Origin of the sequence: Castellaniella sp. FW104-7C03 (assembly GCF_040276085.1) — a bacterium.
In the GTDB taxonomy this organism is placed as follows: domain Bacteria; phylum Pseudomonadota; class Gammaproteobacteria; order Burkholderiales; family Burkholderiaceae_B; genus Castellaniella.
Window position 1 is genome coordinate 163,617 of record NZ_JBELOK010000004.1, and the last position, 25,917, is coordinate 189,533.

Below are 25,917 nucleotides of genomic sequence, written 5' to 3' on the forward strand. Positions count from 1 at the left end.
CTTTGCGGCAGGTGCAGCCTGCCCCTCAGCATACATTTGCGGATCCATGACTATACAGGACACTCCTCCATGACTTCTTCGCCTTCAAACCCATCGGCCAGCGCGCTGCATCAAAGGATCCAGACACAGTTTGATCGCGCCGGCCTGATGCACCACCTGGGGGCTCGTCTGGGAGACGTAGCGCCAGGCAGGGTGCACGTGCACCTGCCGTACGCCCCAAGCCTCACCCAGCACATGGGATTTTTTCATGCGGGTGCCACCGCCGCCATTGCCGACTCTGCGGGCGGTTTTGCTGCCATGACGCTAGCCCCCGAGGGCTACACGGCACTGTCGGTAGAGTTCAAGATCAATATGCTGGCGCCCGCCCAGGGAGAATCCCTTGAAGCCATCGGCAAGGTCATCCGCAAAGGCCGCACGCTCACTATCGTGCAGGTGGATGTGTTTGCCCTGAATGCCGGAGAAAAAACTCCGGTGGCCCTGATGCAACAAACCATGATCAACATCCCGGATCGCCAGCCATGAGTCTTGCCGTACCTTTGTCGGTGCTTGATCTTGCACCCATCACCGAGGGCGGCAGCGCCGCTGAATCCTTTGCCCATACCGTGGATCTGGCCCAACATGCCGAGACCTGGGGCTATCACCGCTACTGGATGGCCGAACACCATGGCATGGCGGGCATTGCCAGCGCGGCCACATCCGTACTGATCGGCCACGTGGCCGGCGCCACCAGCCGTATCCGGGTGGGTGCCGGCGGCATCATGCTGCCCAACCACTCACCCCTGGTCATTGCCGAGCAATTTGGCACACTGGCCACGCTGTATCCGGGGCGAATCGACCTCGGCCTGGGCCGGGCCCCGGGGTCGGACCAAACCACGGCCCGCGCGCTGCGCCGGACACTCAATACCTCGTCGGATGCGTTTCCACAGGATGTAGTCGAGCTGATGGGATATTTTCAGGGGGCCAACCCAGTGCGGGCCACTCCCGGCGAAGGCTGCGAGATCCCGGTGTGGATCCTGGGCTCCAGCCTGTTTGGCGCACAGCTGGCAGCGGCCCTGGGCCTGCCCTATGCGTTTGCCTCGCACTTTGCGCCAGCGCAGATGATGGACGCCATCCGCGTGTACCGCCAGCATTTCCAGCCCTCCGAGCATCTGGACAAACCTTATGTGATGCTGGGGTTCAATGTCTTTGCGGCAGATACGGATGAAGACGCCCGCTATCTGGCCAGCTCGTGGCAACAATCGTTTGTCAATTTGCGCACCGGGCGGCCAGGCCGCCTGCCACCACCGGTAGAGGGTTATTTTGATCATCTGCCTTTTGCGGCACGCGAGCTTTTACAACAGGTTCTGTCTTGCGCAGCACTGGGCGGGCCCGACACCGTGGCCGCACAAACCGCTGCATTTATTGCCCGCACCGGCGCCGACGAGTTGATGGTTACCTGCAATATGCACGATCACGCGGCGCGCCTGCGCGCCTACGAAATTGTGGCGGGGCTTATGGCGTAAGTGGCAAGGCACGCTTATGCGCGCTGCGCCGCCAGGCCGAGACAATGATCTCAAACGTCTGGGCAGGCACGTCTTTGCCTTCGAGGAAATCGTCGATCTCATCGTAGCTGACGCCAAAGGCCTCTTCATCAGGCTTCAGGGGGCTGAGCTGCTCGAGGTCGGCGGTGGGCACCTTGTACACCAGGGCATGGGGTGCGCCCATCTGAGTGGCCAGCGCACGCACACGGCGCTTGTTCAAACCCGCCAGGGGCGTCACATCGGCCGCGCCATCGCCAAACTTGGTAAAAAACCCCATCAGTGCCTCGGCGGCGTGGTCGGTACCCACCACCAGGCCGCCTCGCGCACCGGCCACCGCATACTGGGCCACCATGCGCTGGCGCGCCTTGATATTGCCGTGTAAAAAATCTTGCTGGGCGGCATCGCGAAACCCCTGGCCTGCGGCTTGCACAGCCGCCAGCATGGCATCGGCCGCCGGCCGGACATCGACGGTTTGCTGGACATCGGGCTGGATCACCTGCAAACCAACCTGGGCATCGGCTTCGTCAAGTTGCGTACCGTAGGGCAGACGCATGGCCACAAACTGTACATCCAGGCCCTGTTTGCGGGCACGCTGCACCGCACGCTGGGACAAACAACCAGCCGTCAGGGAATCCACCCCACCACTGATACCCAGCACCAGGGCATGGGCGCCCACGGAAAGCAGAAGTTGCGACAAAAACTCGACCCTGAGCTCAATCTCGGTGGCGGCGTCAAAATCTTCGCGCATACCCAGGCCCAGGCGAATCTGCAGTTGCAGGGCACGTTGTTCGGGGGTTAACAAGACAAGTCTCCAGAAAAACAGATGGGGCTGCATCACCCAAAGGAAATGCAGCCCCATACGATACAGCGAAATGGCCCACCCCAGCGGCATGGGCCCTAGCGGGTAGCCTTAGCGGTCGTCGAAGCGATCCAGCACAGCACCCGTGCTGGCGTCAGAGCAGTTGAAAGCAAACTTGGCCTGCACCCCACGTGTGTAACGGGGGGCTGGTGCTTTCCAGGCAGCACGACGCTTGGCCAGGACTTCGTCGGACACGTTAACCTGCAACAGCTGTTTATGTGCGTCGATGGTGACGGAGTCGTTTTCTTCGACCAGCGCAATGGTGCCACCCACGGCAGCCTCGGGAGCCACATGCCCCACCACCATGCCCCAGGTACCACCCGAGAACCGGCCGTCGGTAATGAGGCCAACGGAATCTCCCAGGCCCTCGCCCACCAGGGCACTGGTGGGTGCCAGCATTTCGGGCATGCCCGGGCCGCCCTTGGGGCCCAGATAGCGCAGGATCATGACGTCGCCGGCATGGATCTTGCCTGCCAGGATGGCGTCCATGGCGGATTGTTCGTCGTCGAAAACACGGGCCGGGCCGGTGATGGCCGGGTTTTTAAGGCCGGTGATCTTGGCCACTGCACCGAGTTCGGCCAGATTGCCTTTAAGGATGGCCAGGTGGCCTTCGGCATACAAGGCTTTATCCAGGGTATGGATGACGTCTTGATCTGCGCGAGGCACATCAGGGATATCGGCCAGAGTCTCGGCAATGGTTTTGCCAGTGATGGTGATGCAATCGCCATGCAGCAAGCCGGCATTCAGCAGGAGTTTCATGACCTGCGGCACGCCACCGGCTTTGTGGAAATCAACCACCAGGGCTTTGCCACTGGGCTTGAGATCGCAGATCACCGGTACGCGGCGGCGCACGCGTTCGAAGTCGTCGATGGTCCATTCGACTTCGGCGGCGTGGGCAATAGCCAGAATATGCAGCACCGCGTTGGTGGAGCCGCCCGTGGCCATGATCACCGCCACGGCGTTTTCGATGGATTTGCGGGTGACGATATCGCGCGGTTTGAGATCCAGCTCTACCGCCTTGAGCAACACCCGGGCAGACTCGGCAGCTGAATCGAGCTTTTCTTTGTGCACGTTGGCCATGGTGGACGAATACGGCAGGCTCATGCCCATGACTTCGAAGGCCGAGCTCATGGTATTGGCGGTATACATGCCACCGCACGAACCGCTGCAGGGGATGGCATGGGTTTCGATGTTGCGCAGGTCTTCTTCGGACATGCGCCCGGCGGCGTGCTCGCCAACGGCCTCGAAGACACTGACGATATTGAGATCTTTGCCGTTGTAGGTGCCCGGCAAAATGGTGCCGCCATACACATAGATGGAGGGCACATTGGCGCGCAGCATGCCCATCATGCCGCCCGGCATGTTTTTGTCGCAGCCACCGATCACCAGCACGCCGTCCATCCATTGGCCCTGCACGCAGGTTTCGACACAGTCGGCAATGACTTCGCGCGACACGAGCGAGTATTTCATGCCTTCGGTACCCATGGCCATGCCATCGGAGATGGTGGGCGTACCAAACATCTGCGGATTGCCACCGGCTTCTTTGACAGCTGCCGCAGCGGCATCGGCCAGCGGCTGCAGGCCGCTATTACAGGGGGTAATGGTGCTTTGCCCGTTGGCAATGCCGATCATGGGCTTGTTGAAGTCGTCTTCTGTATAGCCCAGGGCGTAGTACATCGAACGGTTTGGTGCGCGGGCCACTCCCTGGGTGATATTGGATGAGCGCAAAGGCTTGGACATGATCGGATCCTTACGGGTTATTTCGGCAAACAATCTCAAAGTGTACGGCTTGTTAAAAGAACGCGCAGCACGGCGCAGCCCGCAACAAGGGTATTGGGCAAAGGCCCCTTAAAACTGGCGACGGCTGGCTTGCGCCAGCGACTGCAAAAACGTGGTGTCGCACAAGACCCAGTTGCGCCGTGCGCCGGATAAATATCCTTGTGCCACCCAGTCTGCCAGCAAGCGGCTGAGGGTTTCGGGACGCACTCCCAGATGGGCTGACAGTTGTCGCTGGGTAAGCGGCAAATGGGCGGTGCCGGCGTGATCAGTGGGCAGGCGCAACAGGTAATCCGCCAGGCGCTGGGCCGCCGTGCTGTCGCTATACCACTCTACTTCGTTCACACCTCGATAAACCCGATCGCTCAGGCGCGCCAGCAGGCGCAAGGCCAGCTCGGGCCAACAACGGACAACCTCTTGCAGGCCGGTACGCTTCAGATGCAGCACCACGGCGTCCTCGCGTGAGCGTGCCTCCATGGGATAGCGGCCATGACTCATGAACATCGCGGTTTCGGCCAGCATCTGGCCACCGCGAAAAATCGAGAACACACGCTCCTGGCCCTCTTGCGTATGACGCAGTACTTCGACGCTGCCACTGAGCACGTACAGGTACTCCACTGCATCCGCACCCTCCTGAAACAGGATTTCGCCAGCTTGCACATGCAGCACGGCCGCATCGCGCAGCAGTACAGGCTGCAACTCGGGAGGCAGATCTTCGAAAAGCGGATAGGCAAGTACCTGTGCAGGGTTGTTTATATTGACTTCTGTCATTGTCGATGGAGTATTGATAATCCAGTCATATGCCATGCATGATACTTCGCGCAGCGATGATCCTGCATTTTGACTCTCACACCGCTGGTCGGGCACACCCAAGCCGCTCCTGCAGCAGAAACACCGGCTTCAATATGCATAATCGGCATATTGCAGATCCGGTTTCAGCCATAATGCGCTTATGATTAGACCTCGCCGGCTGGCCACCAGCACACGGCATCGTCTTATCTGCGCGCCTGTTTTCACCCATGCTTCAAACACCCTCGGAGACCCTGTGAAGTCCGCACCCTCAACCGACACGATTTCTCCCCTTCGACAAGACATCCGGCTGCTGGGCCGCACACTGGGAGAAGTGATCCGCGAATGCGAGGGTCGCCCCATCTACGATGTGATCGAGAAACTGCGCCGTGCGGCCGTGAAGTTTCGACGCGAGGGGCTGGACCGCGATGGCCGCATGCTCGAACGCCAGATCCGAAAACTGGCTGCGGGCGAAGCCAATTCGGTGGCGCGCGCCTTCAGTTATTTTCTGCACCTGTCCAACATCGCCGAAGACCGCGATCAAACCCGCCGCCAGCGCACACAGTGGCAAACCGAGGGCCAGGCAACCCCCGGCAGCCTGCTGCACGCCGTCGAGCAGCTGACAGCCAGCGGCCTATCGGGCCGACGCATCCGCCAGCACCTGGCGCAAGCCTGTATTGTGCCGGTACTGACCGCGCACCCCACCGAGGTGCAGCGCAAAAGCACCCTGGACCTGCACCAGGGGATTGCCCAGCAGCTGCGCCAGCTGGACATCCCCCACGCCCCGCTGGAGGCCGCCCACACACAAGAGCGCCTGACCGGCCTGATTGCCTCTTTGTGGCAAACACGTATGTTGCGTCAAAGCAAGCTCACGGTGCTGGACGAAATCGACAACGCCTTGTCTTACTACACCAGCACATTCTTCAGCACCCTGCCCCAGCTGCATCTGGATATGGCGGCATTGTTGCGCAAGCCCGCCAAAACGCCTTTTGATGTCGACAACACCCCATTGCCACCGTTTGCACACATGGGCAGCTGGATTGGCGGTGATCGCGACGGCAACCCGAATGTAAACGCCAGCACGCTGGAAGAAGCGCTGCTACGCCAGTGCGCCCACGTACTGCGTTATTACCTGACCGAAGTGCACGAGCTGGGTGCCGAGCTTTCGCTCTCGCAATCACTGACACAGCCAAGTCCCGAGCTGGCCGAACTGGCCCGCACCAGCCAGGATCCCTCCTCCCATCGTCAGGACGAGCCCTATCGGCGTGCCTGCATCCATATCTATGCACGGCTGGCAGCCACCACCGTGGCGCTGATCGGGCGGCGGCTGGCACGGCGCAATACTTACGAGGCCCCGGCCTACACCACAGCGGCCGAGTTTGCCGCCGATCTGCGCATCGTCGCCACCTCCCTGGATCGGCACCATGGCAGTCTGATCAATCGTCTGCGGCTGGCGCATCTATGCCAGGCCGTGGAGATTTTCGGGTTTCATCTGGCCACGGTAGACCTGCGGCAAAGCTCGGACGTGCACGAGCGCGTGCTCGACGAGCTGATGAAGCAGGCTGAAGTGCGCCTGGATGGCCGGCTGGTGCAATATGCACGGCTATCGGAGGCCGATCGCATCCGCGTCCTGCGCCAGGAACTGCGCGAACCCCGCCCACTGGTGTCTCCGTGGGTGGAATACTCGGCCGAGACCACCAAAGAGCTGGCCATCCTGCGCATGGCGGCCGCCTGCCGCCAACGCTTTGGCGCCGCCGCCATTCGTCAGTCGATCGTGTCGCACACCGAGACGCTCAGCGATTTGCTTGAGGTGCTGATCCTGCAACAGGAAACTGGCCTGATTGCCCCCACCGTAGGCGACAGCACGCCGCAAGAGGGCCTGATGGTGGTGCCGCTGTTTGAAACGATTCCAGACCTTGAACTCGGCCCCGAAATCATGGATGCCTGGCTGTCGCTACCCGAAGTATCGGCACGTGTGCGCCACGCACAGCACGGTATCCAGGAAGTGATGCTAGGGTACTCGGACAGTAACAAGGATGGCGGCTACCTGACGTCGCACTGGTCTTTGTATCAGGCCGAACGCCGCCTGGTGGAGGTGTTTCGCAAGCACCGCACACGCCTGCGCCTGTTTCACGGACGCGGCGGCTCGGTGGGCCGTGGCGGCGGCCCCAGCTACGATTCGATCATTGCGCAGCCGCCAGGTACGGTCAACAACCAGATCCGTCTGACCGAACAAGGCGAAATCATCCAGGGCCGCTACAAGAACGCCGAGGTCGGCCGCTCGCACCTTGAACTGTTTGTGGCCGCAACGCTGGAGGCCAGTCTGGCCGGCACGCCCGACGCACAACACGAAGACCAGCACGCCACGGCGTTTGGCGAAGCCATGGCCTGGATGTCGCAGACTGCCCGCGACGCCTACCGGGACCTGGTGTATGGCACCGAGGGCTTCACTGAATACTTCTTTACCTCCACCCCCATCCGCGAGATCGCGGGCCTGAACATTGGTTCACGGCCCTCCTCGCGCAAGGCACTGGAGCGCATCGAAGACCTGCGCGCGATCCCCTGGTCATTTTCATGGGCCCAGTGCCGCTTGCCGCTGCCTGGCTGGTACGGCGTGGGCACGGCACTGAGCCGCTACCTGGAAGACGGTGGACCCGACCACGCGCTGGATCGCGCCACACGTCTGCTGCGGCTGCAAACCATGGCACGCGACTGGCCGTTTTTCCGCACTTTGCTGTCCAATATGGAGCAGGTGCTGGCCAAAACCGATCTGGCCATCGGCCGGGCCTATGCCGAACTGGTGCCCGACAAAACGCTGCGCAAGCAGGTGTTCTCACGCATCGAAGCCGAGTATCACACCACGGTGCGCATGTTTGAGGACATTACCCGTCACGGCCTGCTGGCCCACGATGCCCCGTTGCAAGCCGCACTGGCCGAGCGCTTTGCCTATATCGACCCGCTAAACCACCTGCAGGTTGAGCTGCTGCGCCGCATGCGCGCAGGCACTGCCTCGGCGCACCGTCCCAACGAGCAGGAATCCCGCGACCAGCGCGCGATTCACATGACGATCAACGGGATTGCCGCCGGGCTGCGCAACTCGGGTTGAGACACAGCAAAGCAGGCAAGCCAGGCCGGGCTTGCCTGCAAACCGCAAGCACCCGGGCTAAATGGCCAGCGGCAGCCACTGCCCCCGCTGATACCGCTGCAAGGCGTCGCCGTCGTAGCGCCACAACAGCATCCAGCCGTTGTTGCACAGCTGTCCCAGCACAGGATTGCGGTTGATGATGCTTTCGATGGACGTTGCAGGTGCATCAATCAGCACAGTCAGGCGCACGGGCTGGTGATACCAGCCCTCGCCATTGTGCAAGGATTGCTTGGGCAGGCCGATGCGCAGATCCCCGCCATTGCCTTCAAAAACGCCCACATGGCCATCCACCACGTTGTGCAGCACCTTGTTGCCAGAACCATAATGAAGCGGATCACAGGTGGAGGCATGGTATTGCCATGACAACCAGTGGGTAACCACCATCGGCCCCATCATCAGCTTCTCCAGCACGCTGCCATCCGCATCGTATTGCGCATCGTAATCATGCAGGTAGGTGCGGCTAAGCACCTTGTTGCGGCTACGCGCACGCGGCCCGATGATAAAGGCGGCATTGCGCGTCAGGCCCCACTCGGGACGGGTTTGCGAGCCATCATTGGCCCGGCGCCGAAACGAAGTCAGCAAGGCCGCCGGATCCACCTCGGCATCCATCCATAAGGCGGGGGCTCGCTCGCGCCGGATCAGATCGCCCGCACGCGAGAAGGTCTGCTCCATGCGTTGCCAGCGGGCCAGCGCCGCCGGTGGCAGCAAGTCCAGATCAAACCCGGTGACCTCATCCGTGGTGGTATTGTGCAGCGCCCCCATAAAAAAGGTATCCAGCGGGATATTGAGCCCACGCTGGCGCAGGCCATCACGCACCTGTGGGTCATTCAGCAACTGCGCCAGGGCCCGGGCATTGGCTTCACCGGGGCGGCCGTAACATGCCCCGCAATCCAGGGTAGAGGCATGGGCATTGTTGGTGCTGTGGCCGGCATGACCACACAAAATCACCAGCGGCGCCAGGCGGTCGTCCAGACCCATGGTGTGCAGCACCCCGGCAGCCAGATCCACCTGTTCTTCGATTTCCAGGCCGACAATCTCAGGACGACACTGATCCTGGACTTCGGCGGGCACACCCAGGCGATCCACCGACACGCGGGGGCTTGCCGGCGGATGAATCCAGCGGGCAATCTTGCCTAGATACCCCACCCCAAAGGCCTCGACAAACGAGAAGGTGGCATTGGACCAGCGCACGGCACCCAGCCATTGGTCGAGCTGAGCCAGGCGCTGGCGCCGCACGGCGCCAATCCGGGCTGTCTGTTTTGCATCCGCCTGTGCATGGCCGTGGGACGTGATGACATCCTGCACCGCGACGGAGGGGTACGCCGGCCCGGGCAACTGTGGCCGCGTGATGTCGGTGCCCAGCAACTGATAACGCACAGGAATGCCAAAAAATCCTGCAAATGCCCGGGTTTCAATCCCTGACCAAAGAGACTCCAGCGCACGCCGCATGCGCTCGCTGCGGGTATCAATGCAAAAAACTGCCTGCACCTCGGGGGAGGTGCGCGCAACTGAGGACGCCGCCGCCCGCAGGGTGTTGGCAAAGGGGCGCTGAAAGCTGATTTCCAGTGCTTCCTGCCAGATTTCATCTACCCTTAGCGTGGCATCTGCCTGCACAAGGCGCTCGGGGAATTCTCGCCAACTGGCATCCAGCGTCGCCACAGCGGCTGATCGCGCGGCTGGCTTGACAGCCCGCGCCAGCAGGGCTTCCCAGGCAACGCGGCAGGCCAGCAACTCGCGCAGGCGTGGGTCGTCCTGCCCCGAGGGTGCTTTTTGCCAGGCAATATACGCGCACCACGAGGCCCAGCCGTTGATGGACAACAGCAGCGCTTCAAAATAATCCCGCCAGGTGGTGGCATCGAGTTCAAGCTCGGCCAGGGCCCAGGCCATGGCTTCGTGCGGCGATGCCGGCAACTGGCGGATATGCTGCATCAGGCCGACAATCCCCAGACGGGCGCTCAAGCCATGATCACCCACCATGCTTTCGCGCCAGAACCCGTACAAACTGGGGCTTCCCGAGGCGCGCCAATCGGCCTGATGGCGATCGTAATACGTGGCACAGGTTTGACTGATCTGAAACACAATGGCCTCACGCCAGGGCCAGCGCCTGTTTTTCTGGACATCATCATCCAGCAAATCCACCAGCAAGGGCTCGTGGCGCACCCGCAAAGGGCTGGAAAGCGCAGCCACGCAATGCTCGGCCGATACCGCATGGGACTCACCAGCGGCATGGGCCTGCAAGGCAGCATCCAGATCGGCCTGCGTCAGGCGTCTGGTTTGCCACTCTTGCAGCAAATAATCACGCGCCGGAAACACACGAAAATCACCCAGCACGGCCAGGCGTGCAGCAACCTGGCGGATGGGCTGACCAATGCGGCGCCAATGCGGGTTTACCGCCACCGCCTGATCCAGCGGCCACACCGGCATGATGCTGCCACAGGCCTGCGCCACAGCCTGCTGCAATGCCGGATCATCCGCCGGTGTTGCGACCTCCCCGGGTGCGTCATGTGCACGATCAAGATCTATGACGGCATTCATGATTTTGCACTCCTCCACACAGAGGATGGCGGCGCGGGCCGGGGTACCGGCCCGCGGCCTGCGCCCGCCCAGCGGACGGGCCAAAAACGCAAGACCCAATGGGTATAGCCTTCATCCATGTAAAACCCGGCATACACCCAGCGACGGATGGCAATGACGGACTGCGGCCACAGCTGAAAAATAATCATCCAGAAATACATGATGGCCATGCCGACCAGTGCCACAATGCCGCCGGCGTGCAGGGGGTCGTTGGCCACACCCACCGGGGTGCGATCAACCACCCCGGCAGCCAAGGTTAAAAAGCCGGCCATCAGCACCGCGGTCAGCAGACGCACCGGCACCTTGGCAGGATAATTGGCAGGCGACGCGGGCAGCCAAAGCAGCGGCGCCCAGGCAAAGGCCAGCACCGCACTCCACCACCAGGGCCAGGCATGTGCACCCATCAGCGCCTGCAGCCCAAACACAATCGCAAAAGACACCGGTACCGCAAGTATCATGCTGAGCCCGGAGTTGCGTGCTTCGCCCGTCATCACCTTGCGGTCACAATCACGCACAATGCTGGAGGCATTGAGAAAATTGTGCGCCTTGTACAGCGAGTGGCCCAACAAGTGCAAGGCGGCAAACAAATACAGGCCCAGGCCACATTCGAGCAGCATGAATCCCATCTGGGCGATGGTGGACCACGCCAGATGCACCTTTTGGCTGACCCGGGTCAGTAGCACCAGGCCCGCCACCATGGCCGATACCAGGCCAAAAATCACCAGCAGCCAGCGCGCCGCCAGGGACACCCCCAGCAATGGGGCAAACAGCACCAGCACGTAGCCGCCCAGATTGACAACCCCGGCATGCAGCAGCGCAGATACCGGCGTGGGGGCTTCCATCACCTGCACCAGCCAGCCATGCACCGGCATCAGGGCCGTGCGGGCAATCACAGCCAGCACCAGGCAAATGGCACTCCAGCCCAGGGTCGCTGAAAACTGGCCTGCAGCAATGTGCTCGTTCAGCACAGCCAAAGAGCCGCTGCCCACCTCAGACCAGGACAAATAAGCCGCCAATATCAACAGGGCATCGGCCGCGCGGTCCGTGACAAATTTCTTGTGCGCGGCCAGCAGCGCAAAGGGCCGGTCGCGGTAAAAACACAATAACCCATGCATTGCGTGGCCAATCGCGGCCCAGGCAGCAATCAGGACCACCCAATGATTGGCCAACAACAGCAGGTGAACAGCGGCCAGCACGGCAGCCAAGGCCGCAATATAGGCGGCCTGGCGTGGCTCGCCACGCAGATGATTGCTGGAATAAAACCCGATGGCAGCACCCAGCAGTTGCACAAGCAGGCTGGTCCAGGCACCAAATGTGCTTATCGACAACCACAGCACAAGGCCGGAGGCAGGCATCTGCCCCGGCGTTGCCAACCACAGCTGAGACACCAGGCCCAGGGCCGAGAACCCCAGAGCAAGCAGCGTGAGCCGGTTGAAAGCACTCCACAATCCCGGCACGGCAGCCTGGCTGCGCCAGGCTTGTCCGGCGGCCACGGCCATCAGCACCACAGGGATGAAGGCCAGCGCGAAATTAATCATGTCAGGCAAAATCAAGATGCTTACTCCAATATGCGACAGGCGTATTTTTCCGATTTTTATATGTTCTGTAAATTACATTTATAATATTTGACTGTTCTTAAAAACAGAACGAACACCATGGACGTCAACCAGCTCAACTTCAAACATCTTTATTATTTCTGGCGAGTGGCCAAAGAAGGCTCATTAACACACGCAGCCAACCAGATCCACACCTCGCAATCCGCACTGTCCACACAAATCCGCCAACTCGAAAACCGGCTGGATACCCCTCTGTTTGATCGCCAGGGCAGGCACCTGGAGCTGACAGCCAAAGGACAGCAGGTCTTTACCTATGCCGAAAACATCTTCGGTCTGGGCGAACAGATGCTGGGCTGGCTGGACGGCCGCGAAGAAGGCACCACACGTGTGCGGGTGGGCAGCGTGTCAACCATGTCACGCAACTTTCAAGTCAACTGGCTGCGCCCACTGCTGCGGGATCCCACAGTGGTGCTGTCCGTGGATTCCGGCTCCCTGCAAACTCTGATCGAGCGTCTGCTACGCCACCAGCTGGATGTGGTGCTGGCCAACGAGCCTGTGCCATCCGACCCCACCCGCCCGGTTTCTTCGAGGTTCCTGGGCAGCCAGATCATCTCGTTGGTGGGCCGTGCCGACCGCTGGGCAGGTGCCAGCCTGCAAGTGCCCGAAGAACTGGATGCCGTAGAGATGGCCATGCCCAGCGTCCGCCACAGCGTGCGTCTGCAATTTGATGCCCTGTGCTTTGCCGCCGGCGTGCAACCCCGCGTACGCGCCGAGATCGACGACATGACCATGCTGCGGCTGATTGCCCGCGACAGTGGCTGGCTATCCGTCCTGCCTGAGGTGGTGGTACAGGACGAACTGCATTCGGGAGAGCTGGTGCACGTCGGGCAATCCTCACAGTTGACTGAGCACTTCTATGCCATCACAGTGCAGCACGGCCACTTGGTGGGGCCGTTAAACCAGTTACTGGTTGATGCCGCCACCCGCACCATCTTTACCTGATGAAGGCTGGTGCGCTAAAACCATTTCCCCGACACGACACATTTTTGGCATGGCCGTCTCTTTGCCGGCTGTGTTGCCCCAAACTCAAAAGGATATGCCTGTGTTTCCTCAGCGACTCTCCGAAGGCTATGCCTCTTTTCAAAACGGCGCACTCGACACCGAACGGGCACGCTATCGTGAACTGGCCGAGCATGGCCAGCACCCGGACATCATGATCATCAGTTGCGGGGATTCCCGTGTGGCACCCGAAATCATCTTTGACGCAGGGCCCGGCGAGATGTTTGTCGTACGCAATATTGCCGGCATTGTGCCGCCTTGCGACGAGCATCCCGAATCCGCCTTTCACGGCACCAGCGCCTGCGTCGAATTCGCCGTCAATGCCCTGCAGGTAGGGCATATTGTGGTGATGGGCCACGCCAGTTGCGGCGGGGTGGCCGCGTACACAGACCGCACCCAGCCACTGTCCACCAGGGATTTCATTGGCAAGTGGGTGTCACAGATCAAACCAGTGGCTGATCGCATCGGCCCACCGGGGGCTGACCGCGCCGAGTGGATGCGACGCATGGAATGGGGCGTGGTCGAATACAGCATGGAGAATCTGCTGACGTTTCCGGCGGTGCGCGAACGCCTGGACGCAGGCAACCTGCAGATTCATGGTGCCTATTTTGGTATTGCCACGGGCATCCTGTTTATCCGTAACGCCCGTACTGGCCGCTTCGAACCCTGCACAGATTAAACGGGTTTCCCTGCTGTCCGATCCACACAAAGCGAAACGGGCCAGGTATATGCCGTGTCCGGCTCAGGCATTTTCCCAATGCAACGGCCAGGTGCCCTGGCGCATGTTTTGCAGCCATAAAGCACAGGTGAGGGTCTTGGCATCCGTCACCCGGCCGCTTTGGCAGGCCTCAAAAAACTCAGCTTCAGGCTGAACCAGCAGATCCAGAAACTCGTCCTCGTCCAGATGTTGAGGCCCCGGACTCAAGTGGCGGGCAAAAAAGATATGGATGATCTCGGTGGAATACGCAATGGCCAGATGCAGTGCCCCGGCCCGGGCCCACTGCCCTGCGGTATAGCCGGTTTCTTCCAGCAGTTCGCGCTGCGCACAGCACAAGGGGTCTTCGCCGGGTTCCAGCTTGCCCGCCGGAAACTCCGTCATCACCTGCCCCACCGGGTAACGAAACTGGCGCTCAAGCAGGATACGGTGATCATCCAGCAAAGGGATGATCACCACGGCCCCAGGATGAATGATGTACTCACGTATGGCCAGCGCACCGTCCGGGGTGCGCACCGTATCCTGGCGTGCCTTGAGAAAACTGCCCTCGCACAGCGACTGCGACTCAACACAGGTTTCCCGCAGATGGGCATCAGAATCGTTTGGCATGAAAATATCCTTGGTGGGGCAATCGCGCAGCAGCCCGGTCTCAGGCTGACGCATCATGGGCCGACTGCAGCCATTGTCGCGCCTGCAACTCGGGCTGCGGGTAGCCAATCCAGTAGCCCTGGCCCACATCGCACCCCAAGGTCAACAAAAGATCCTGTATTCCCTGGCTCTCGATCCCTTCGGCAATCACTTCCAGGCCCAGGGTATGGCTCATTTCGATGATAGAGCGCACGATGGCGCGCAGGTCCGGATCATCTACCACACCAGCCACAAACGATTGGTCGATCTTCAGGGCATCTACCGGCAGTCGGTTAAGGTAGGCAAACGAGGAATACCCCGTTCCAAAGTCGTCGATCGAGAGCCTGACACCCAGCGCGTGCAGTGCATACAGCGTGCGCAGCGCACGCGCCGGATCAGCCATGATGACGCTTTCTGTGACTTCAAGTTCAAGCAGCTCGGGCGCCAGGCCATGCTGATCCAACGCCGCTTCAACTTGCTGGGGAAACTGCTCGTCCATCAGATTGCGCGCCGAAATATTGACGGCAATTGTGGCACCCGGGTGAATCTCCTGAAAACGCACGCAGGCCCCGAGTGCCTGATCAATCACCCATTGTGTAAACGGATGGATCAGATCGCTGACCTCGATGATGGGAATAAATTGTGCCGGCGGAATCATGCCGCGTTTGGGATGATGCCAGCGTGCCAGCGCCTCAAAGCCCAAGGGTGCTCCCAGCGACCGCCCTGCTTGTGCCAGGGCAATCTTGGGTTGCATATGCAATACAAATTGCCCTTGCGCCAGCGCATTTCGCAACTCGGCACGCAAGAGCAGGCGATCATCCACCCGGGATCGATCCTGCTGGTTAAATACCGCAATCCCCAGACCATCGCGTTTGGCACGCCGCATGGCCATATCGGCATAGCGCAACAGCTTATCCGGCTGCCGCGCATGCGCAGGATACATGGCCATGCCAAAACTGCAGCTGATACGGATTTGCAGGTCATTCAGGGCAAAGGGCTCGCGGATGGAAATCTGTAAGGCACTTACCTGTGCACGCGCATGGGCTTCGTCGCCCGTTGCCAGCACCCAGGCAAATTCATCGGCCCCCAGCCGGGCCAGCAGGCTGGATTCATCCAGCACCGCCTGAAACCGCTGGGCAGCCACCTGCAACAGGCGGTCGCCCACATCATGGCCCAGGGCACGGTTCACTTCTTTGAAATCATCCAGATTGGCGATCACTAATGTCAGGGAACCATCACCTGCCCCCCGCATGGCATCGTGCAGACGATGCTGGATTTCACCCCGGTTGAACAGTTTGGTGAGCGGATCGTGACTGGCCTGAAACGCCAGGGCCAGTTGCTGCGCCCGCCGCTCGGTACGATCCAGAAAAGTGACCAGGCAGAAGCCCAGCCTATTATCCTCGCGAATGGGATAGACCCAGTACTCCACCGGAAAGCAGCTGCCATCCTGGCGCCACAGCACTTCGTCATCCACATGCACACGGGTGCCACCAGAGCAACCTTTTTTGATCTGGGACTCGCTTTCCAGCATGATCCGGCCGTCTTCGTGACGATGCTGAAAATGCGCGTGAAACGCCAGGCCCAGTAACTCTTCCGGGCGACTGAAGCCCAGACGATCCGCGCACGCCTGATTGGCAATCACCACCTGACCAGAGGCATCAAGCCCCACAATGGCTTCCGCCGTGACATCCATCAACTGGCTTAACAGACGCTCCCGCTCGTGCGAGCGTCGCAAGGAACGCTGCATCAGGTTAAAGGCGATCAACAAAGTGACGCATAAGAGCAGGCCCACCAGTACAACGCCGTTCCATAAAGCCTGGCGTGCCTTGGCATACAAGGCGCTTGTGGGCATTTCGTAGCGCACCGACAGGCCCCGGGGGTCTCCTCTCGGGCCGGCAGCCAGCGCAAAGACGGCCCAATCTTCATCGTCCGCCCCGGTATACCCCGTGCGAAACAGCGCATCCGACAACAAGGGATAAGGGATCAGACGCTCGCCCAAATGGCTTGCATCCCCCGGTATGCGCTGCAGCACATGACCATAGCGGTCCAGAATCCACAGCCGGGAGCCAGGCAGCAGATCCGGAATGGCTGCGCCCGCCAGCAGATAGCTGAGATTGAGACTGACGTACGCTACGCCGGCCGTAAGACCAGAATCGCCCGGTACGCGAGCGGCCAGCACCATGGTGGGGATGCGGGAAATGCGGCCCAGGAGGAACTCGCCCACGACAACCTCACTGGTTTGCATGGCCTTCTGGAAATATGGGCGATCACCCAATTGAGAACCCAGGGAATCGGGGTCGGGCAGGCCCGAACAGGCCAGCCGGCCGTTGGCGTTGATGACCCCAACATTAAGATAGCGCGGCAAATGACCTAGCAAGATCGCCAGGTAGCCGCGGCACTCGTTCCAACGGCCATCGCGCAGCACGGGAGAATTGGCCAGTGTCAGCAGGACATCACGGGCGTCGTTAAGCAGAGTGCGGTCGTAGGCGGCAGTTAGCTGTACAAGGTTTGTGGCGGCGCGCTCGTCGTTGATCAACAGGGCCTGATGCTGATGCCAGACGTAATACCCCAGGCCTCCGATGACTGGCAGCGCCGCTGCCAGCACCGCCAGAAACACGCGCACCCGCAAGCCGTCGAAAAGTCCCGGCCCCCCGTGCGTACGACGCAACGCAGAAAAAAAACCTGTGTCTCCAGCCAATCAGGATCCTTTGTACAGGACGACCCGGGCGCAATACCCGACCAATAAGCTTTGAAATATACACAAAAGCAGCAAGCCTGTGGGCTTGCCACACAGTAGCCTAACCCGTACAAACAGGCGCCACCAAAAGCGCGGCTGACCTAGAATAGTGGTTTCTACCTACTGCAGCCAACACACCATGTTTCATCTGTCACCCCAAGAATTTGCCAGTAAAAAAGAGCACTACGCCAGCCTGGCTGAGCAAGCCCGCCACCTGATTGCCGACGAACCCAGCCTGATTGCAAATGCCGCGAACTTCAGCGCGCTGGTGTATCACAGCCTGCCACAAGTCAATTGGGCAGGGTTTTATCTCTACGACGGTACCGAGTTGGTGGTGGGCCCATTTCAGGGCAAGCCGGCCTGCATCCGCATCGCCATGGGCGCTGGAGTGTGCGGCACAGCAGCGCATACGCGTCAATCGCAGGTGGTGCAGGATGTGAATCAGCATGACGGCCACATCCCCTGCGATGCAGCCTCACAAGCCGAGGTGGTGGTGCCGCTGATACGTGCCGACGGCAGTTTGCTGGGGGTATGGGATGTGGACAGCCCCGTAGCGGGGCGCTTTGACGAAGAAGACCGCGCCGGCATGGAAGCTTTGTGCCAGGTATTCATGGCACATCTGGACAGCAGCAAGGCAGCTGCCTGAACCTGTTACGGGGTACCGGCCAAAGCCGCCCCGAGACCGCCAATCAATCGAGGACCTATCTCCCTGAATATGTACGTCATAACAAGGGTTAACCCTTAATTCATTCCTGTCAAAGATTAGAATGAGAATCGTTATGAATCAGTACATCGACTTTGAAGCTTGCCTTCAAGCCCGCCGTGCCGCAGACCAACAGGGAGAACCAGATGACAGAAACCAGAACGGAAGTCCAACGTCTTGCCGAGTTTGCTGCGCAGGCCAAGTTCGAGGATCTAAGCCCAGAGGCACTTGAGCAGCTCAAGATTCGAGTGCTGGATACGGTGGGCGTGGCGATCGGAGCTCTGGACGCACCACCGATGGTCGCCATTCGTGCACTGATCGAGGGGCTGGGCGGCAAGCCCGCCTGCACCTTGCTCGGCGGTGGCCGCACCAGCCCCGAGCTGGCGGCATTCTTCACAAGTGCGCTCAGCCGCTACCTTGATTTCATGGATGCCTACATCGCCCCCGGTGAGACCAATCATCCATCGGACAACTTCGGTGCGGTGCTGGCTGCGGCGGAAAGTGCAGGCGCCTCAGGGGCAGAGCTGCTGACAGCGCTGGCCGTGGCCTACCAGGTGCATACCCGGCTGTCCGATGTGGCGCCCGTGCGCGCACGTGGCTTCGATCACACGACGCAGGGCAACTTCGCAGCGGCCGTGGCGGCAGCACGTGCCATGGGGCTGTCGCAGGCGCAAATCGCGAATGCAGCTGCCATTGCCGGGACGGCCAATGTCGCACTGCGCGTCACGCGCACCGGCGTGCTCAGCAACTGGAAGGGCCTTGCCTATGCGCACGTCTCCAAGGAGGCGATTTTCGCGGCACATCTGGCGGCCCATGGCATCACCGGGCCGGAAGCGGTTTTCGAAGGCAACAAAGGGTTCAAGGAATCGGTTTCCGGCCCGTTCACGATCGACTGGCAGGCGGAGAATCTGGAGCACGTGCGCCGGACAATCGTCAAGAAACACAACGCCGAGATCCACTCACAGTCGGCACTGGATGCAGCACAAGAGATTCATACCTCAAGCGCCTTCCGGGCCGAGGCCATCGACTACGTGCGACTACGCACCTTCCAGGTGGCGTATTCGATTATTGGCGGCGGCGAGGAAGGCGACAAACGCAGCGTCCGGACCAAGGAGGATGCCGATCATTCCTTGCCATGGATGCTGGCGGCCGTTTTGCTGGACGGCAAGCTCACGCCTGCGCAATACACCACGGAACGCATCAGTGCACCCGATGTGCAGTCGCTCATGCAATGCATCACGATCACGCCCGATGCGGCGCTCTCGGCACAGTTCCCTCAGCACATGCCGGCAGAACTGGAGGTTGTCTTGCTGGACGGCACAACGTTGAAGGCCTCACGCAAGGCCTACCGCGGGTTCTACACAGATCCGCTCGACTGGACCGAAGCACGCGCCAAGTTTGACGCACTGGCTGCACCCTTTGCCGATGAGGCGCTGCGCGACGAGCTCGCAGACATCATCCACCATCTTGAAAAGCATCGCAGCACGGATCTGACAACCGCCCTTGCCCGTGTAAGTTGCACGCGCCAGGACACCACCGATCTTCATTCGTAGCAAGGAGAAAGCAATGGCTGATATGAGCACACACGATGTTTCGTTCAATTTCGTGCCACGCGCCTGGCGCCCGGCCAAACCGCGCACCACAGGCATCACCGAAATACGCGCACCGTACTACTCCACTTTTGGCACCCGACACATGGAGGATGTCTTCGAGGCAGCCGGGCAATGGATCGACGGTATCAAGTGGGCAGGAGGTTCGTTCTCCCTCATGCCACGCCAACAAGTGAAGGCGATGAACGACGTCGCCCACAGCAACGGCGCCTATGTGTCATCCGGCGGCTGGATCGAAACCGTCCTGCGCTATGGCGATGCGGCGGTTGATCAGTACCTGTCGGAAGCAAAGGAAGTGGGCTTCGATGTGATCGAAATCTCCACTGGCTTCATCATGGTACCCACCAGCGGGCTTGAGCGCCTGGTAAAACGTGTCGTTGCCGCCGGCCTGAAGGCCAAGCCCGAGCTGGGCATTCAGATCGGCTCTGGTGGAGATTCGGGCGAAGCGGAGCTTGCCGCCGAAACGAAGAAGGACATTGGCGACCTTATTGATCGGGGCAAGCGTGCCCTTGATGCCGGCGCTTCCATCATCATGATCGAATCCGAGGGCATCACCGAGAACGTTGTGCAATGGAATACCGCTGCGGCGGCGGCCATCATCAACGGGCTGGGTATCGAAAACGTCATGTTCGAAGCGGCCGACGGCCCGGTGTTCGAGTGGTATATCAAGAACTACGGCAACGAGGTAAACCTTTTTGTTGATCACAGCCAGATCCTGCAGCTCGAGGCGCTGCGCCAGAACATCTGGGGCAATAAAAGCACCTGGGGACGCGTGATCAACCCGGCGCCCACCGGGAGTTGACGGCCAGGACGTGTTCGCACAGTGAGTACCTTACTAAGCGAAATCCCCGTATAAAAAAAGCCCTTGTTTTGAACTGACCCCAAAAAGTTGGACAGTCGAGGGTTAAGTGGCCAAGGCCTGATTTCGGTATTGAACCGGACTCAGGCCTTTTAGTTTTGTCCTGATGCGTTCGTGATTGTAGTAGTGGATGTACGGCAGATACCCACCACGAGCGTCGCCGCCATGGCGCCAAGGGCCTCTTTCAGGGCCGTGGCGGCTACAGGCCAGGTACCGGGATCGAAGGCCGCGCCATACAAGGCTTTGAAGGGGCGGTAGGCTACTGCCCCACCCCACCGGCATAACGGCAGCGAAGAACACATCGGATATGCTCACTTTCATACGATCTGCAGCAACCCGGGCCAACAGTTGCCAATCGAGCCGCCTTGATGCGGATCAATATCTTGCTGCGCTCCTGCGCTTATAGTGAGGTTTTAAACTATTGTGACGAGCTATGTTTTTCGGAAATATGTGGCTGCTGGCAATAGCCGTGGCCGGCGTCATTCTTGCCCTGATAGGATTCGGCATGCGCGACCGCAACCCGGGCATGGTGCTCATAGGCATCGGCTTTCTTGCCGTCCTGTTCGCCGTCATCAAAAAGGCGATTGATCTCTTCGGCTGAAAAAAGAATCCAGATGAGGAAATCTGTTCCATCGATCGTGCTGGCGGCTATCCTGGCATTGTTTTCAGCCGCTGCATCGGTCCAGACGCCCTTGGCTGCTGCGGCAACGCCTTCTACCGTTGGCGCTCCGGCCACGGAACAGAACATCGAGTCTTTGCCGGCCGTGCCTGCGGCACCGATGCCCTCATGGTTCGAGGGCGATCAGCCGAACGATGACGCCCGGGTCGCCCTGGCTGTACTGGCCGACGCCCAGTCCCAGGGCCTGCGGCCGCAAGACTATCGCGCATCCGAGCTTGCACAGGCCTTTGAACGCCCATCGCAGAGCGCATCCGCCCCGGGGGGGCAGGCAAAGCTGGGCACCGGGCTGACTTCCGCACTCGAACATTACTTGACTGACCTGGTCCATGGCCGCCTCAGCCCCGAGGTATTGAAGCACCGGTTCAAGGCTCCGCCGCTGAGTCAATTCAACGCCCATGCCTACGTGCTCCAGGCGCGTCAATCGGGCCGTCTGGCGCAGGCCCTTGGCGAGGCACAGCCAAAGGTTCCGATGTACGAGTCGCTCCGGCGGGCCATGAGTGCCTACCGGGCTTTGGGTGATCCGGCGGCCTGGCACACACCACTCCCGCCGCTGCCGACTCGTTCTCTACGGCCCGGCCAGGCCTATGCAGGACTTGCGATCATCGCCGAACGCCTGGCAATTCTGGGTGATCTTCCGACGTCCGAGGTGGCGACTGAGCACTACGAGGGCGGCCTGGTGGATGCGGTACGCAGGTTTCAGGAACGGCACGGCCTGGAGATGGACGGTGTGCTCGGCCCGGCGACATTGGCACAACTGAATGTGACCCCGGCGCAGCGCGTCGAGCAGATGGCGCTTACTCTGGAGCGTCTGCGCTGGACGCCCCTGCTGTACGCGCCCCGCATGATCGTGGTGAATATCCCCGAATTTGTATTACGGGCCTATGAGCTGCAGGACAATAAGGTCAGGCTGGATCTGGAGATGCGCGTGGTGGTGGGCAAGGCGCTGGATACGCGCACACCGATTTTTCTGGAGGATATGCGCTTTATCGAGTTCAGCCCGTACTGGAATGTGCCGCGCTCGATTGCGCTTGGCGAGACCCTCCCACGTCTGCGCCGCGACCCCGACTATTTTGTCCGGCAAGGATTCGAATTCGTCACTGGTCAAGGAAAAGTCGTGACTGCTCTGTCGTCCCAAGCGATTGATGCCGTGCAGCGGGGCGAATGGCGTATCCGCCAAAGACCGGGGCCGCAAAATGCGATGGGCGACATAAAGTTCATCTTTCCGAACGATCAGAACATTTACCTGCACTACACATCCGCCCCAGAACTGTTTTCACGCGCACGTCGCGATTTCAGCCATGGCTGCATTCGTATTGAAACGCCTGTGGCGCTGGCCCAGTTCGTACTGCGCCAGCACCCGGAATGGACCCGGCAACGGATTGTCGACGCCATGGGTAGCGGGCAGTCGCGCACCTTGCGTCTGGATCACCCCGTCCCGGTCCTGATCGCCTACAGCACCGTTATCGTCAAGGGTGATGGTAAAGTATATTTTTTTCCCGATATATATCATCAGGATGCGCGTCTGGAGCAGGCATTGGGCAGCGCCCGGCGAGGTCTCTGAAATCGCTGGGCACGGGGCGGACTCAGCAGCAGGGCACAGCTGATGATCACGATGCAATCATGAATTCGAAGACCAACTCTGCGCGCCGGCGCTTTCTCGCGGCGGCATCGGGCACGACCATGCTATGCGCCTTTCCCATGATCGCCAGGGCAAGCTCGGCGAGCTCGTCAATGCGCGAGCTGGCGATGGACCATACCCACACGCACGAAAAAATCGACCTGACCTACGCAGTGGGCAGCCGGTATGTGCCGCAGGCGCTGGTCGACCTCAATCACTTTTTGCGTGACCATTATTCAGGTCTGGTCGGCCATATGGACCCGGGTGTTTACGACATCATGCATGCGGTGCGGATCGCATTGGCAGCACGCGCGCCCTACCAGATCATTTCCGGCTACCGGGCACCCCAGACGAACGAGCGACTGCGCACCACCCGCGGCGGGGGCGTGGCCAAACGCAGCCTGCACATGGTTGGCAAGGCAGTCGATCTGCGCATACCCGGTGTTCCGCTTGAAGAACTGCGCGATGCCGCCCTGGCACTGAAGGCTGGTGGCGTGGGCTACTACCCAGGCAGCGCCTTTGTCCATATCGACACCGGAAAAGTACGGTCCTGGAGCGGCTGAGGGCAATCAAGCAATTGCTCCCAAAAATTCGCCTACGACCTGATAGCGGTATTCGTCGTCTTTATTGCCAAGCTCAATCGTAGTCAGTGCCGGCGCGCAACCCCCAGCGGGTCGACGCTGGCCATGAAATACGCCACATCAAACTGGCGGATCTGGTCGCCATTTTCTGCCAGCGACCTGCATTCAATCGTGCAGCCATGCGTATTGGCCTTGGGAAACCAGGCAAGCACCGCGGCCTGCTTGCCGCGATAGTCTGACAGCTGATAGATGGAAATGCTCTCGCGCCGTGCATATGGCTTCAGGAATTTTGAGAATTACCGCTTAAGAGTCTTGGCTCAATGCGGCTGGAACGGTGTGATTAACCGTGTCTGATGAATGCCCATCCCCCGATTATGGGGTAGAGCCCGAAATCCCCGTATAAAAACAAAAAGCCCTTGTTTAACAAGGGCCTTCTATTAAATGAATTGGTCGGGGTGACATGATTCGAACATGCGACTCCTACGTCCCGAACGTAGTACTCTACCAGGCTGAGCTACACCCCGACGGTGATGCCAGACGACCAATGGCCCAAAAAAGGGCCCGCCATCTGCGGGAAACATTTCAGCGGTCGCGCTCGACCGCGAAAGCAGAGAATTCTATCAGAGTTTCGCGGTAAACGGAATCCGGAAAGACATCCAGTGCCTGGCGCGCGAGGCCGGCCTCGCGCGCCGCTGCTTGCCGGGTGTACTGCAAGGCGTCGGTGGCATGAATCGCGCGGGCCACGGCCTCGAAATCGGCTTCACCGGTTTCGATGGCACTGCGGATCAGGGTGCGTTGCTCGGGCGTACCGATTTCAAGCACCCGGATAAGCGGCAAAGTGGGTTTGCCCTCGCGCAGGTCGTCGCCGACGTTTTTGCCCAGGGCCTGAACATCACCGCTGTAATCCAGCACGTCGTCGATGAGCTGAAAGGCTGTACCGACATGTCGACCATAGGCTGCCGCAGCAGATTCTTGTTGCGCAGTGGCACCCGAGATAATGGCGCCTACCTGTGCCGCCGCCTCGAAGAGCTTGGCCGTTTTATAACGCACCACCTGCAGATAGCGATCCAGGGAGACATCCGGATCGTGCACATTGAGCAGCTGCAGGACTTCGCCTTCGGCGATGATGGTGGTGGCGGCAGACAGCACGGCCATGGCCGCCATGGAGTCGGACTCGACCATCATTTCGAAGGATCTGGAATACAGGTAATCACCCACCAACACGCTGGCCGCATTGCCAAACACGGCATTGGCGGTTTCACGGCCACGGCGCATGTCAGACTCATCCACCACATCATCGTGCAGCAAGGTGGCGGTGTGGATGAACTCTACCACCGCAGCCAGGCGGTGGTGGTTATCTCCGTGGTAGCCCAGCGCACCCGCCACCAGCAGCACCATGGCCGGGCGCATGCGCTTGCCGCCCGCCCCCACGATGTAATCACCGATGGTGCGGATCAGGACAACTTCGGAATCCAATCGCGAGCGGATGACAGCATCCACTGCTTGCATGTCGGACACTATGGGGGCGAAGAGTTCGGAGAAATTCAAGACTGACCTGCAGACGGGTGGTGTGGCGCCGGTGGCGGCCGCAAAGACCCAGATTATACTTTCCCGATCACATTCAGGAGAAACCCGTGTCCGACCCTCAAATGCAGGCGCTTGTCCAACGTGCCATGGGCGTGCTGGCCCAGATCGAGGCCTGGTTGCCGCCTGCTCCCCCCGCCATCGACTGGAATGCCCACGCGTTTCGTTGGCAGCGCCGTGGCGCACGGGGTTGGCTGGACGCGGTACACCGCATCGCGCCGATCCACCTGGACGATCTGCAACACGTCGAGCGCCAAAAAGGTGTGCTTGAGCGCAACACGCGGGCGTTTCTCGAGGGCAAACCCGCCAACAACGTCCTGATGACCGGCGCCCGCGGTACGGGCAAGAGCTCGCTGGTGCGGGCACTGCTGGATGCCTATGGTGCACAGGGCCTGCGTCTGATCGAAATCGACAAATCCGATCTGGGCGACCTGGGCCAGATCATCGAACTGATCTCCGGACGCCCGGAGCATTTCATCGTATTTTGCGACGATCTCTCGTTCGAAGAAGGCGAGGCAGGCTACAAGGCCCTGAAATCCGCACTGGACGGCTCAGTGTCCTCTCCTGGCGACAACCTCCTTATTTACGCCACATCCAACCGCCGCCACCTGATGCCCGAGTATATGCACGAGAACCTCGACGCCCAGCATCAGCCCGATGGCGAAATCCATCCCGGTGAAACCGTCGAAGAAAAAATCTCGCTCTCCGAGCGCTTTGGCCTGTGGCTGTCTTTTTATCCTTTTGCGCAAAACGATTACCTGGATATCGTCAACCACTGGCTGGCGTTTCATGGCTGCACCGACAGCCAGATTCAGGCCTCACGCCCCGAAGCCCTGCAGTGGGCACTCGAGCGCGGCTCGCGATCCGGCCGCGTGGCGCGCCAGTTTGCGCGTGACTGGGCAGCCCGCCAGCTTTGATGGCCTATG

21 protein-coding genes, 1 tRNA gene and 1 pseudogene are annotated in these 25,917 nt (G+C 60.4%); 12 read left to right on the top strand and 11 right to left on the bottom strand.

Annotation, left to right across the window (positions count from 1 at the left end):
* Positions 1 to 69: 69 nt before the first annotated feature.
* Entirely contained in the window at positions 70 to 522 is a 453-nt protein-coding gene (locus ABS758_RS06315) for a PaaI family thioesterase (protein WP_350381888.1), read from the top strand.
* Positions 519 to 1,502, top strand: coding sequence for an LLM class flavin-dependent oxidoreductase (locus tag ABS758_RS06320; RefSeq protein WP_350381887.1), 984 nt, complete (start codon positions 519 to 521; stop codon positions 1,500 to 1,502). Before ABS758_RS06315 ends, ABS758_RS06320 begins: the two co-directional genes overlap by 4 nt.
* On the opposite strand, the gene nadE is transcribed toward ABS758_RS06320, so the two are convergent.
* The 3 genes from nadE to ABS758_RS06335 all read right to left on the bottom strand — a co-directional run bounded on the left by nadE (position 1,492) and on the right by ABS758_RS06335 (position 4,962).
* Entirely contained in the window at positions 1,492 to 2,355 is an 864-nt protein-coding gene (gene nadE, locus ABS758_RS06325) for an NAD(+) synthase (RefSeq protein ID WP_492304498.1), read from the bottom strand. The genes ABS758_RS06320 and nadE overlap by 11 nt on opposite strands.
* A 75-nt stretch (positions 2,356 to 2,430) precedes the next feature.
* Positions 2,431 to 4,119, bottom strand: a complete 1,689-nt coding sequence (ilvD, locus tag ABS758_RS06330; protein WP_350381886.1) for a dihydroxy-acid dehydratase — start codon at positions 4,117 to 4,119, stop codon at positions 2,431 to 2,433.
* A gap of 108 nt (positions 4,120 to 4,227) precedes the next feature.
* Positions 4,228 to 4,962, bottom strand: a complete 735-nt coding sequence (locus ABS758_RS06335; protein WP_350381885.1) for a Crp/Fnr family transcriptional regulator — start codon at positions 4,960 to 4,962, stop codon at positions 4,228 to 4,230.
* A 145-nt stretch (positions 4,963 to 5,107) separates the two neighbouring features.
* On the opposite strand from ABS758_RS06335, the gene ppc reads away from it, so the two are divergent.
* Entirely contained in the window at positions 5,108 to 8,050 is a 2,943-nt protein-coding gene (gene ppc / locus ABS758_RS06340; RefSeq protein ID WP_417252596.1) for a phosphoenolpyruvate carboxylase, read from the top strand.
* Between the two features lie 57 nt (positions 8,051 to 8,107).
* Here the strand turns inward: ppc and ABS758_RS06345 are convergent, their stop codons facing one another.
* Positions 8,108 to 10,624, bottom strand: a complete 2,517-nt coding sequence (locus ABS758_RS06345) for a YbcC family protein (protein WP_350381883.1) — start codon at positions 10,622 to 10,624, stop codon at positions 8,108 to 8,110.
* The gene (locus tag ABS758_RS06350) at positions 10,621 to 12,201 is read right to left on the bottom strand and encodes an NADH-quinone oxidoreductase subunit L (protein ID WP_350381882.1); all 1,581 of its coding nucleotides are present in this window, start codon (positions 12,199 to 12,201) and stop codon (positions 10,621 to 10,623) included. The genes ABS758_RS06345 and ABS758_RS06350 overlap by 4 nt, the downstream gene beginning before the upstream one ends.
* A gap of 117 nt (positions 12,202 to 12,318) precedes the next feature.
* Between ABS758_RS06350 and ABS758_RS06355 the strand changes: the two genes are divergently transcribed.
* Together ABS758_RS06355 and ABS758_RS06360 are read left to right on the top strand one after the other, a co-directional pair.
* Positions 12,319 to 13,221, top strand: a complete 903-nt coding sequence (locus tag ABS758_RS06355; RefSeq protein ID WP_350381881.1) for a LysR family transcriptional regulator — start codon at positions 12,319 to 12,321, stop codon at positions 13,219 to 13,221.
* Positions 13,222 to 13,321: 100 nt separating this feature from the next.
* Positions 13,322 to 13,957 (top strand): carbonic anhydrase, encoded by a 636-nt coding sequence (locus tag ABS758_RS06360; RefSeq protein ID WP_350381880.1) that lies wholly within the window; start codon positions 13,322 to 13,324, stop codon positions 13,955 to 13,957.
* 63 nt (positions 13,958 to 14,020) lie between these two features.
* Here ABS758_RS06360 and ABS758_RS06365 read toward each other — a convergent pair whose 3' ends face one another.
* On the bottom strand, positions 14,021 to 14,602 hold the full coding sequence (locus tag ABS758_RS06365) for an NUDIX domain-containing protein (RefSeq protein WP_350381879.1): 582 nt from the start codon (positions 14,600 to 14,602) through the stop codon (positions 14,021 to 14,023).
* A 40-nt stretch (positions 14,603 to 14,642) separates the two neighbouring features.
* The gene (locus ABS758_RS06370) at positions 14,643 to 17,318 is read right to left on the bottom strand and encodes a bifunctional diguanylate cyclase/phosphodiesterase (protein ID WP_350381878.1); all 2,676 of its coding nucleotides are present in this window, start codon (positions 17,316 to 17,318) and stop codon (positions 14,643 to 14,645) included.
* A 178-nt stretch (positions 17,319 to 17,496) separates the two neighbouring features.
* On the opposite strand from ABS758_RS06370, the gene msrC reads away from it, so the two are divergent.
* From msrC to ABS758_RS06385, 3 genes are all read left to right on the top strand, one after another.
* The gene (gene msrC / locus ABS758_RS06375; protein ID WP_350381877.1) at positions 17,497 to 18,003 is read left to right on the top strand and encodes a free L-methionine (R)-S-oxide reductase MsrC; all 507 of its coding nucleotides are present in this window, start codon (positions 17,497 to 17,499) and stop codon (positions 18,001 to 18,003) included.
* A gap of 203 nt (positions 18,004 to 18,206) precedes the next feature.
* Entirely contained in the window at positions 18,207 to 19,613 is a 1,407-nt protein-coding gene (locus tag ABS758_RS06380) for an MmgE/PrpD family protein (RefSeq protein WP_350381876.1), read from the top strand.
* Positions 19,614 to 19,626: 13 nt separating this feature from the next.
* Positions 19,627 to 20,472 carry a phosphosulfolactate synthase gene (locus ABS758_RS06385; RefSeq protein WP_350381875.1) on the top strand — a complete coding sequence of 282 codons (846 nt, stop codon included), beginning with the start codon at positions 19,627 to 19,629 and terminating at the stop codon, positions 20,470 to 20,472.
* A 102-nt stretch (positions 20,473 to 20,574) separates the two neighbouring features.
* Here the strand turns inward: ABS758_RS06385 and ABS758_RS06390 are convergent.
* Positions 20,575 to 20,664 (bottom strand): annotated as a pseudogene (locus ABS758_RS06390) (IS3 family transposase); the annotation flags it as partial.
* Between the two features lie 313 nt (positions 20,665 to 20,977).
* On the opposite strand from ABS758_RS06390, the gene ABS758_RS06395 reads away from it, so the two are divergent.
* From ABS758_RS06395 to mepK, 3 genes are read left to right on the top strand one after another with little or no spacing between them, the layout of a single operon-like run.
* Complete coding sequence (locus ABS758_RS06395; RefSeq protein WP_350381874.1) at positions 20,978 to 21,130, top strand: hypothetical protein; 153 nt, start codon at positions 20,978 to 20,980, stop codon at positions 21,128 to 21,130.
* A 13-nt stretch (positions 21,131 to 21,143) separates the two neighbouring features.
* Positions 21,144 to 22,769, top strand: a complete 1,626-nt coding sequence (locus ABS758_RS06400) for a L,D-transpeptidase family protein (RefSeq protein ID WP_350381873.1) — start codon at positions 21,144 to 21,146, stop codon at positions 22,767 to 22,769.
* 59 nt (positions 22,770 to 22,828) lie between these two features.
* Positions 22,829 to 23,389 carry a peptidoglycan L,D-endopeptidase MepK gene (gene mepK / locus ABS758_RS06405; RefSeq protein WP_417252579.1) on the top strand — a complete coding sequence of 187 codons (561 nt, stop codon included), beginning with the start codon at positions 22,829 to 22,831 and terminating at the stop codon, positions 23,387 to 23,389.
* A gap of 83 nt (positions 23,390 to 23,472) precedes the next feature.
* Here the strand turns inward: mepK and ABS758_RS06410 are convergent, their stop codons facing one another.
* The 3 genes from ABS758_RS06410 to ispB form a co-directional block, all read right to left on the bottom strand.
* Complete coding sequence (locus ABS758_RS06410; protein ID WP_350389062.1) at positions 23,473 to 23,691, bottom strand: redoxin domain-containing protein; 219 nt, start codon at positions 23,689 to 23,691, stop codon at positions 23,473 to 23,475.
* Positions 23,692 to 23,854: 163 nt separating this feature from the next.
* Positions 23,855 to 23,931 (bottom strand) — tRNA-Pro (locus ABS758_RS06415).
* 58 nt (positions 23,932 to 23,989) lie between these two features.
* A complete protein-coding gene (gene ispB / locus ABS758_RS06420) occupies positions 23,990 to 24,955 on the bottom strand; it encodes an octaprenyl diphosphate synthase (RefSeq protein ID WP_350381872.1) in 966 nt (321 codons plus the stop codon).
* A 101-nt stretch (positions 24,956 to 25,056) separates the two neighbouring features.
* Here ispB and ABS758_RS06425 point away from each other — a divergent pair, with 101 nt between their 5' ends.
* Complete coding sequence (locus tag ABS758_RS06425) at positions 25,057 to 25,908, top strand: ATP-binding protein (RefSeq protein ID WP_350382026.1); 852 nt, start codon at positions 25,057 to 25,059, stop codon at positions 25,906 to 25,908.
* Positions 25,909 to 25,917: the final 9 nt, after the last annotated feature.

Bases quoted from the DNA above. Each gene is read 5' to 3' on its own strand.
- ABS758_RS06315 (WP_350381888.1), top strand. From the start codon at position 70: ATGACTTCTTCGCCTTCAAACCCATCGGCCAGCGCGCTGCATCAAAGG.
- ABS758_RS06320 (WP_350381887.1), top strand. From the start codon at position 519: ATGAGTCTTGCCGTACCTTTGTCGGTGCTTGATCTTGCACCCATCACC.
- nadE (WP_492304498.1), bottom strand. From the start codon at position 2,355: ATGCAGCCCCATCTGTTTTTCTGGAGACTTGTCTTGTTAACCCCCGAA.
- ilvD (WP_350381886.1), bottom strand. From the start codon at position 4,119: ATGTCCAAGCCTTTGCGCTCATCCAATATCACCCAGGGAGTGGCCCGC.
- ABS758_RS06335 (WP_350381885.1), bottom strand. From the start codon at position 4,962: ATGGCATATGACTGGATTATCAATACTCCATCGACAATGACAGAAGTC.
- ppc (WP_417252596.1), top strand. From the start codon at position 5,108: ATGATTAGACCTCGCCGGCTGGCCACCAGCACACGGCATCGTCTTATC.
- ABS758_RS06345 (WP_350381883.1), bottom strand. From the start codon at position 10,624: ATGAATGCCGTCATAGATCTTGATCGTGCACATGACGCACCCGGGGAG.
- ABS758_RS06350 (WP_350381882.1), bottom strand. From the start codon at position 12,201: ATGATTAATTTCGCGCTGGCCTTCATCCCTGTGGTGCTGATGGCCGTG.
- ABS758_RS06355 (WP_350381881.1), top strand. From the start codon at position 12,319: ATGGACGTCAACCAGCTCAACTTCAAACATCTTTATTATTTCTGGCGA.
- ABS758_RS06365 (WP_350381879.1), bottom strand. From the start codon at position 14,602: ATGCCAAACGATTCTGATGCCCATCTGCGGGAAACCTGTGTTGAGTCG.
- msrC (WP_350381877.1), top strand. From the start codon at position 17,497: ATGTTTCATCTGTCACCCCAAGAATTTGCCAGTAAAAAAGAGCACTAC.
- ABS758_RS06380 (WP_350381876.1), top strand. From the start codon at position 18,207: ATGACAGAAACCAGAACGGAAGTCCAACGTCTTGCCGAGTTTGCTGCG.
- ABS758_RS06385 (WP_350381875.1), top strand. From the start codon at position 19,627: ATGGCTGATATGAGCACACACGATGTTTCGTTCAATTTCGTGCCACGC.
- ABS758_RS06395 (WP_350381874.1), top strand. From the start codon at position 20,978: ATGTGGCTGCTGGCAATAGCCGTGGCCGGCGTCATTCTTGCCCTGATA.
- ABS758_RS06400 (WP_350381873.1), top strand. From the start codon at position 21,144: ATGAGGAAATCTGTTCCATCGATCGTGCTGGCGGCTATCCTGGCATTG.
- mepK (WP_417252579.1), top strand. From the start codon at position 22,829: ATGAATTCGAAGACCAACTCTGCGCGCCGGCGCTTTCTCGCGGCGGCA.
- ABS758_RS06425 (WP_350382026.1), top strand. From the start codon at position 25,057: ATGCAGGCGCTTGTCCAACGTGCCATGGGCGTGCTGGCCCAGATCGAG.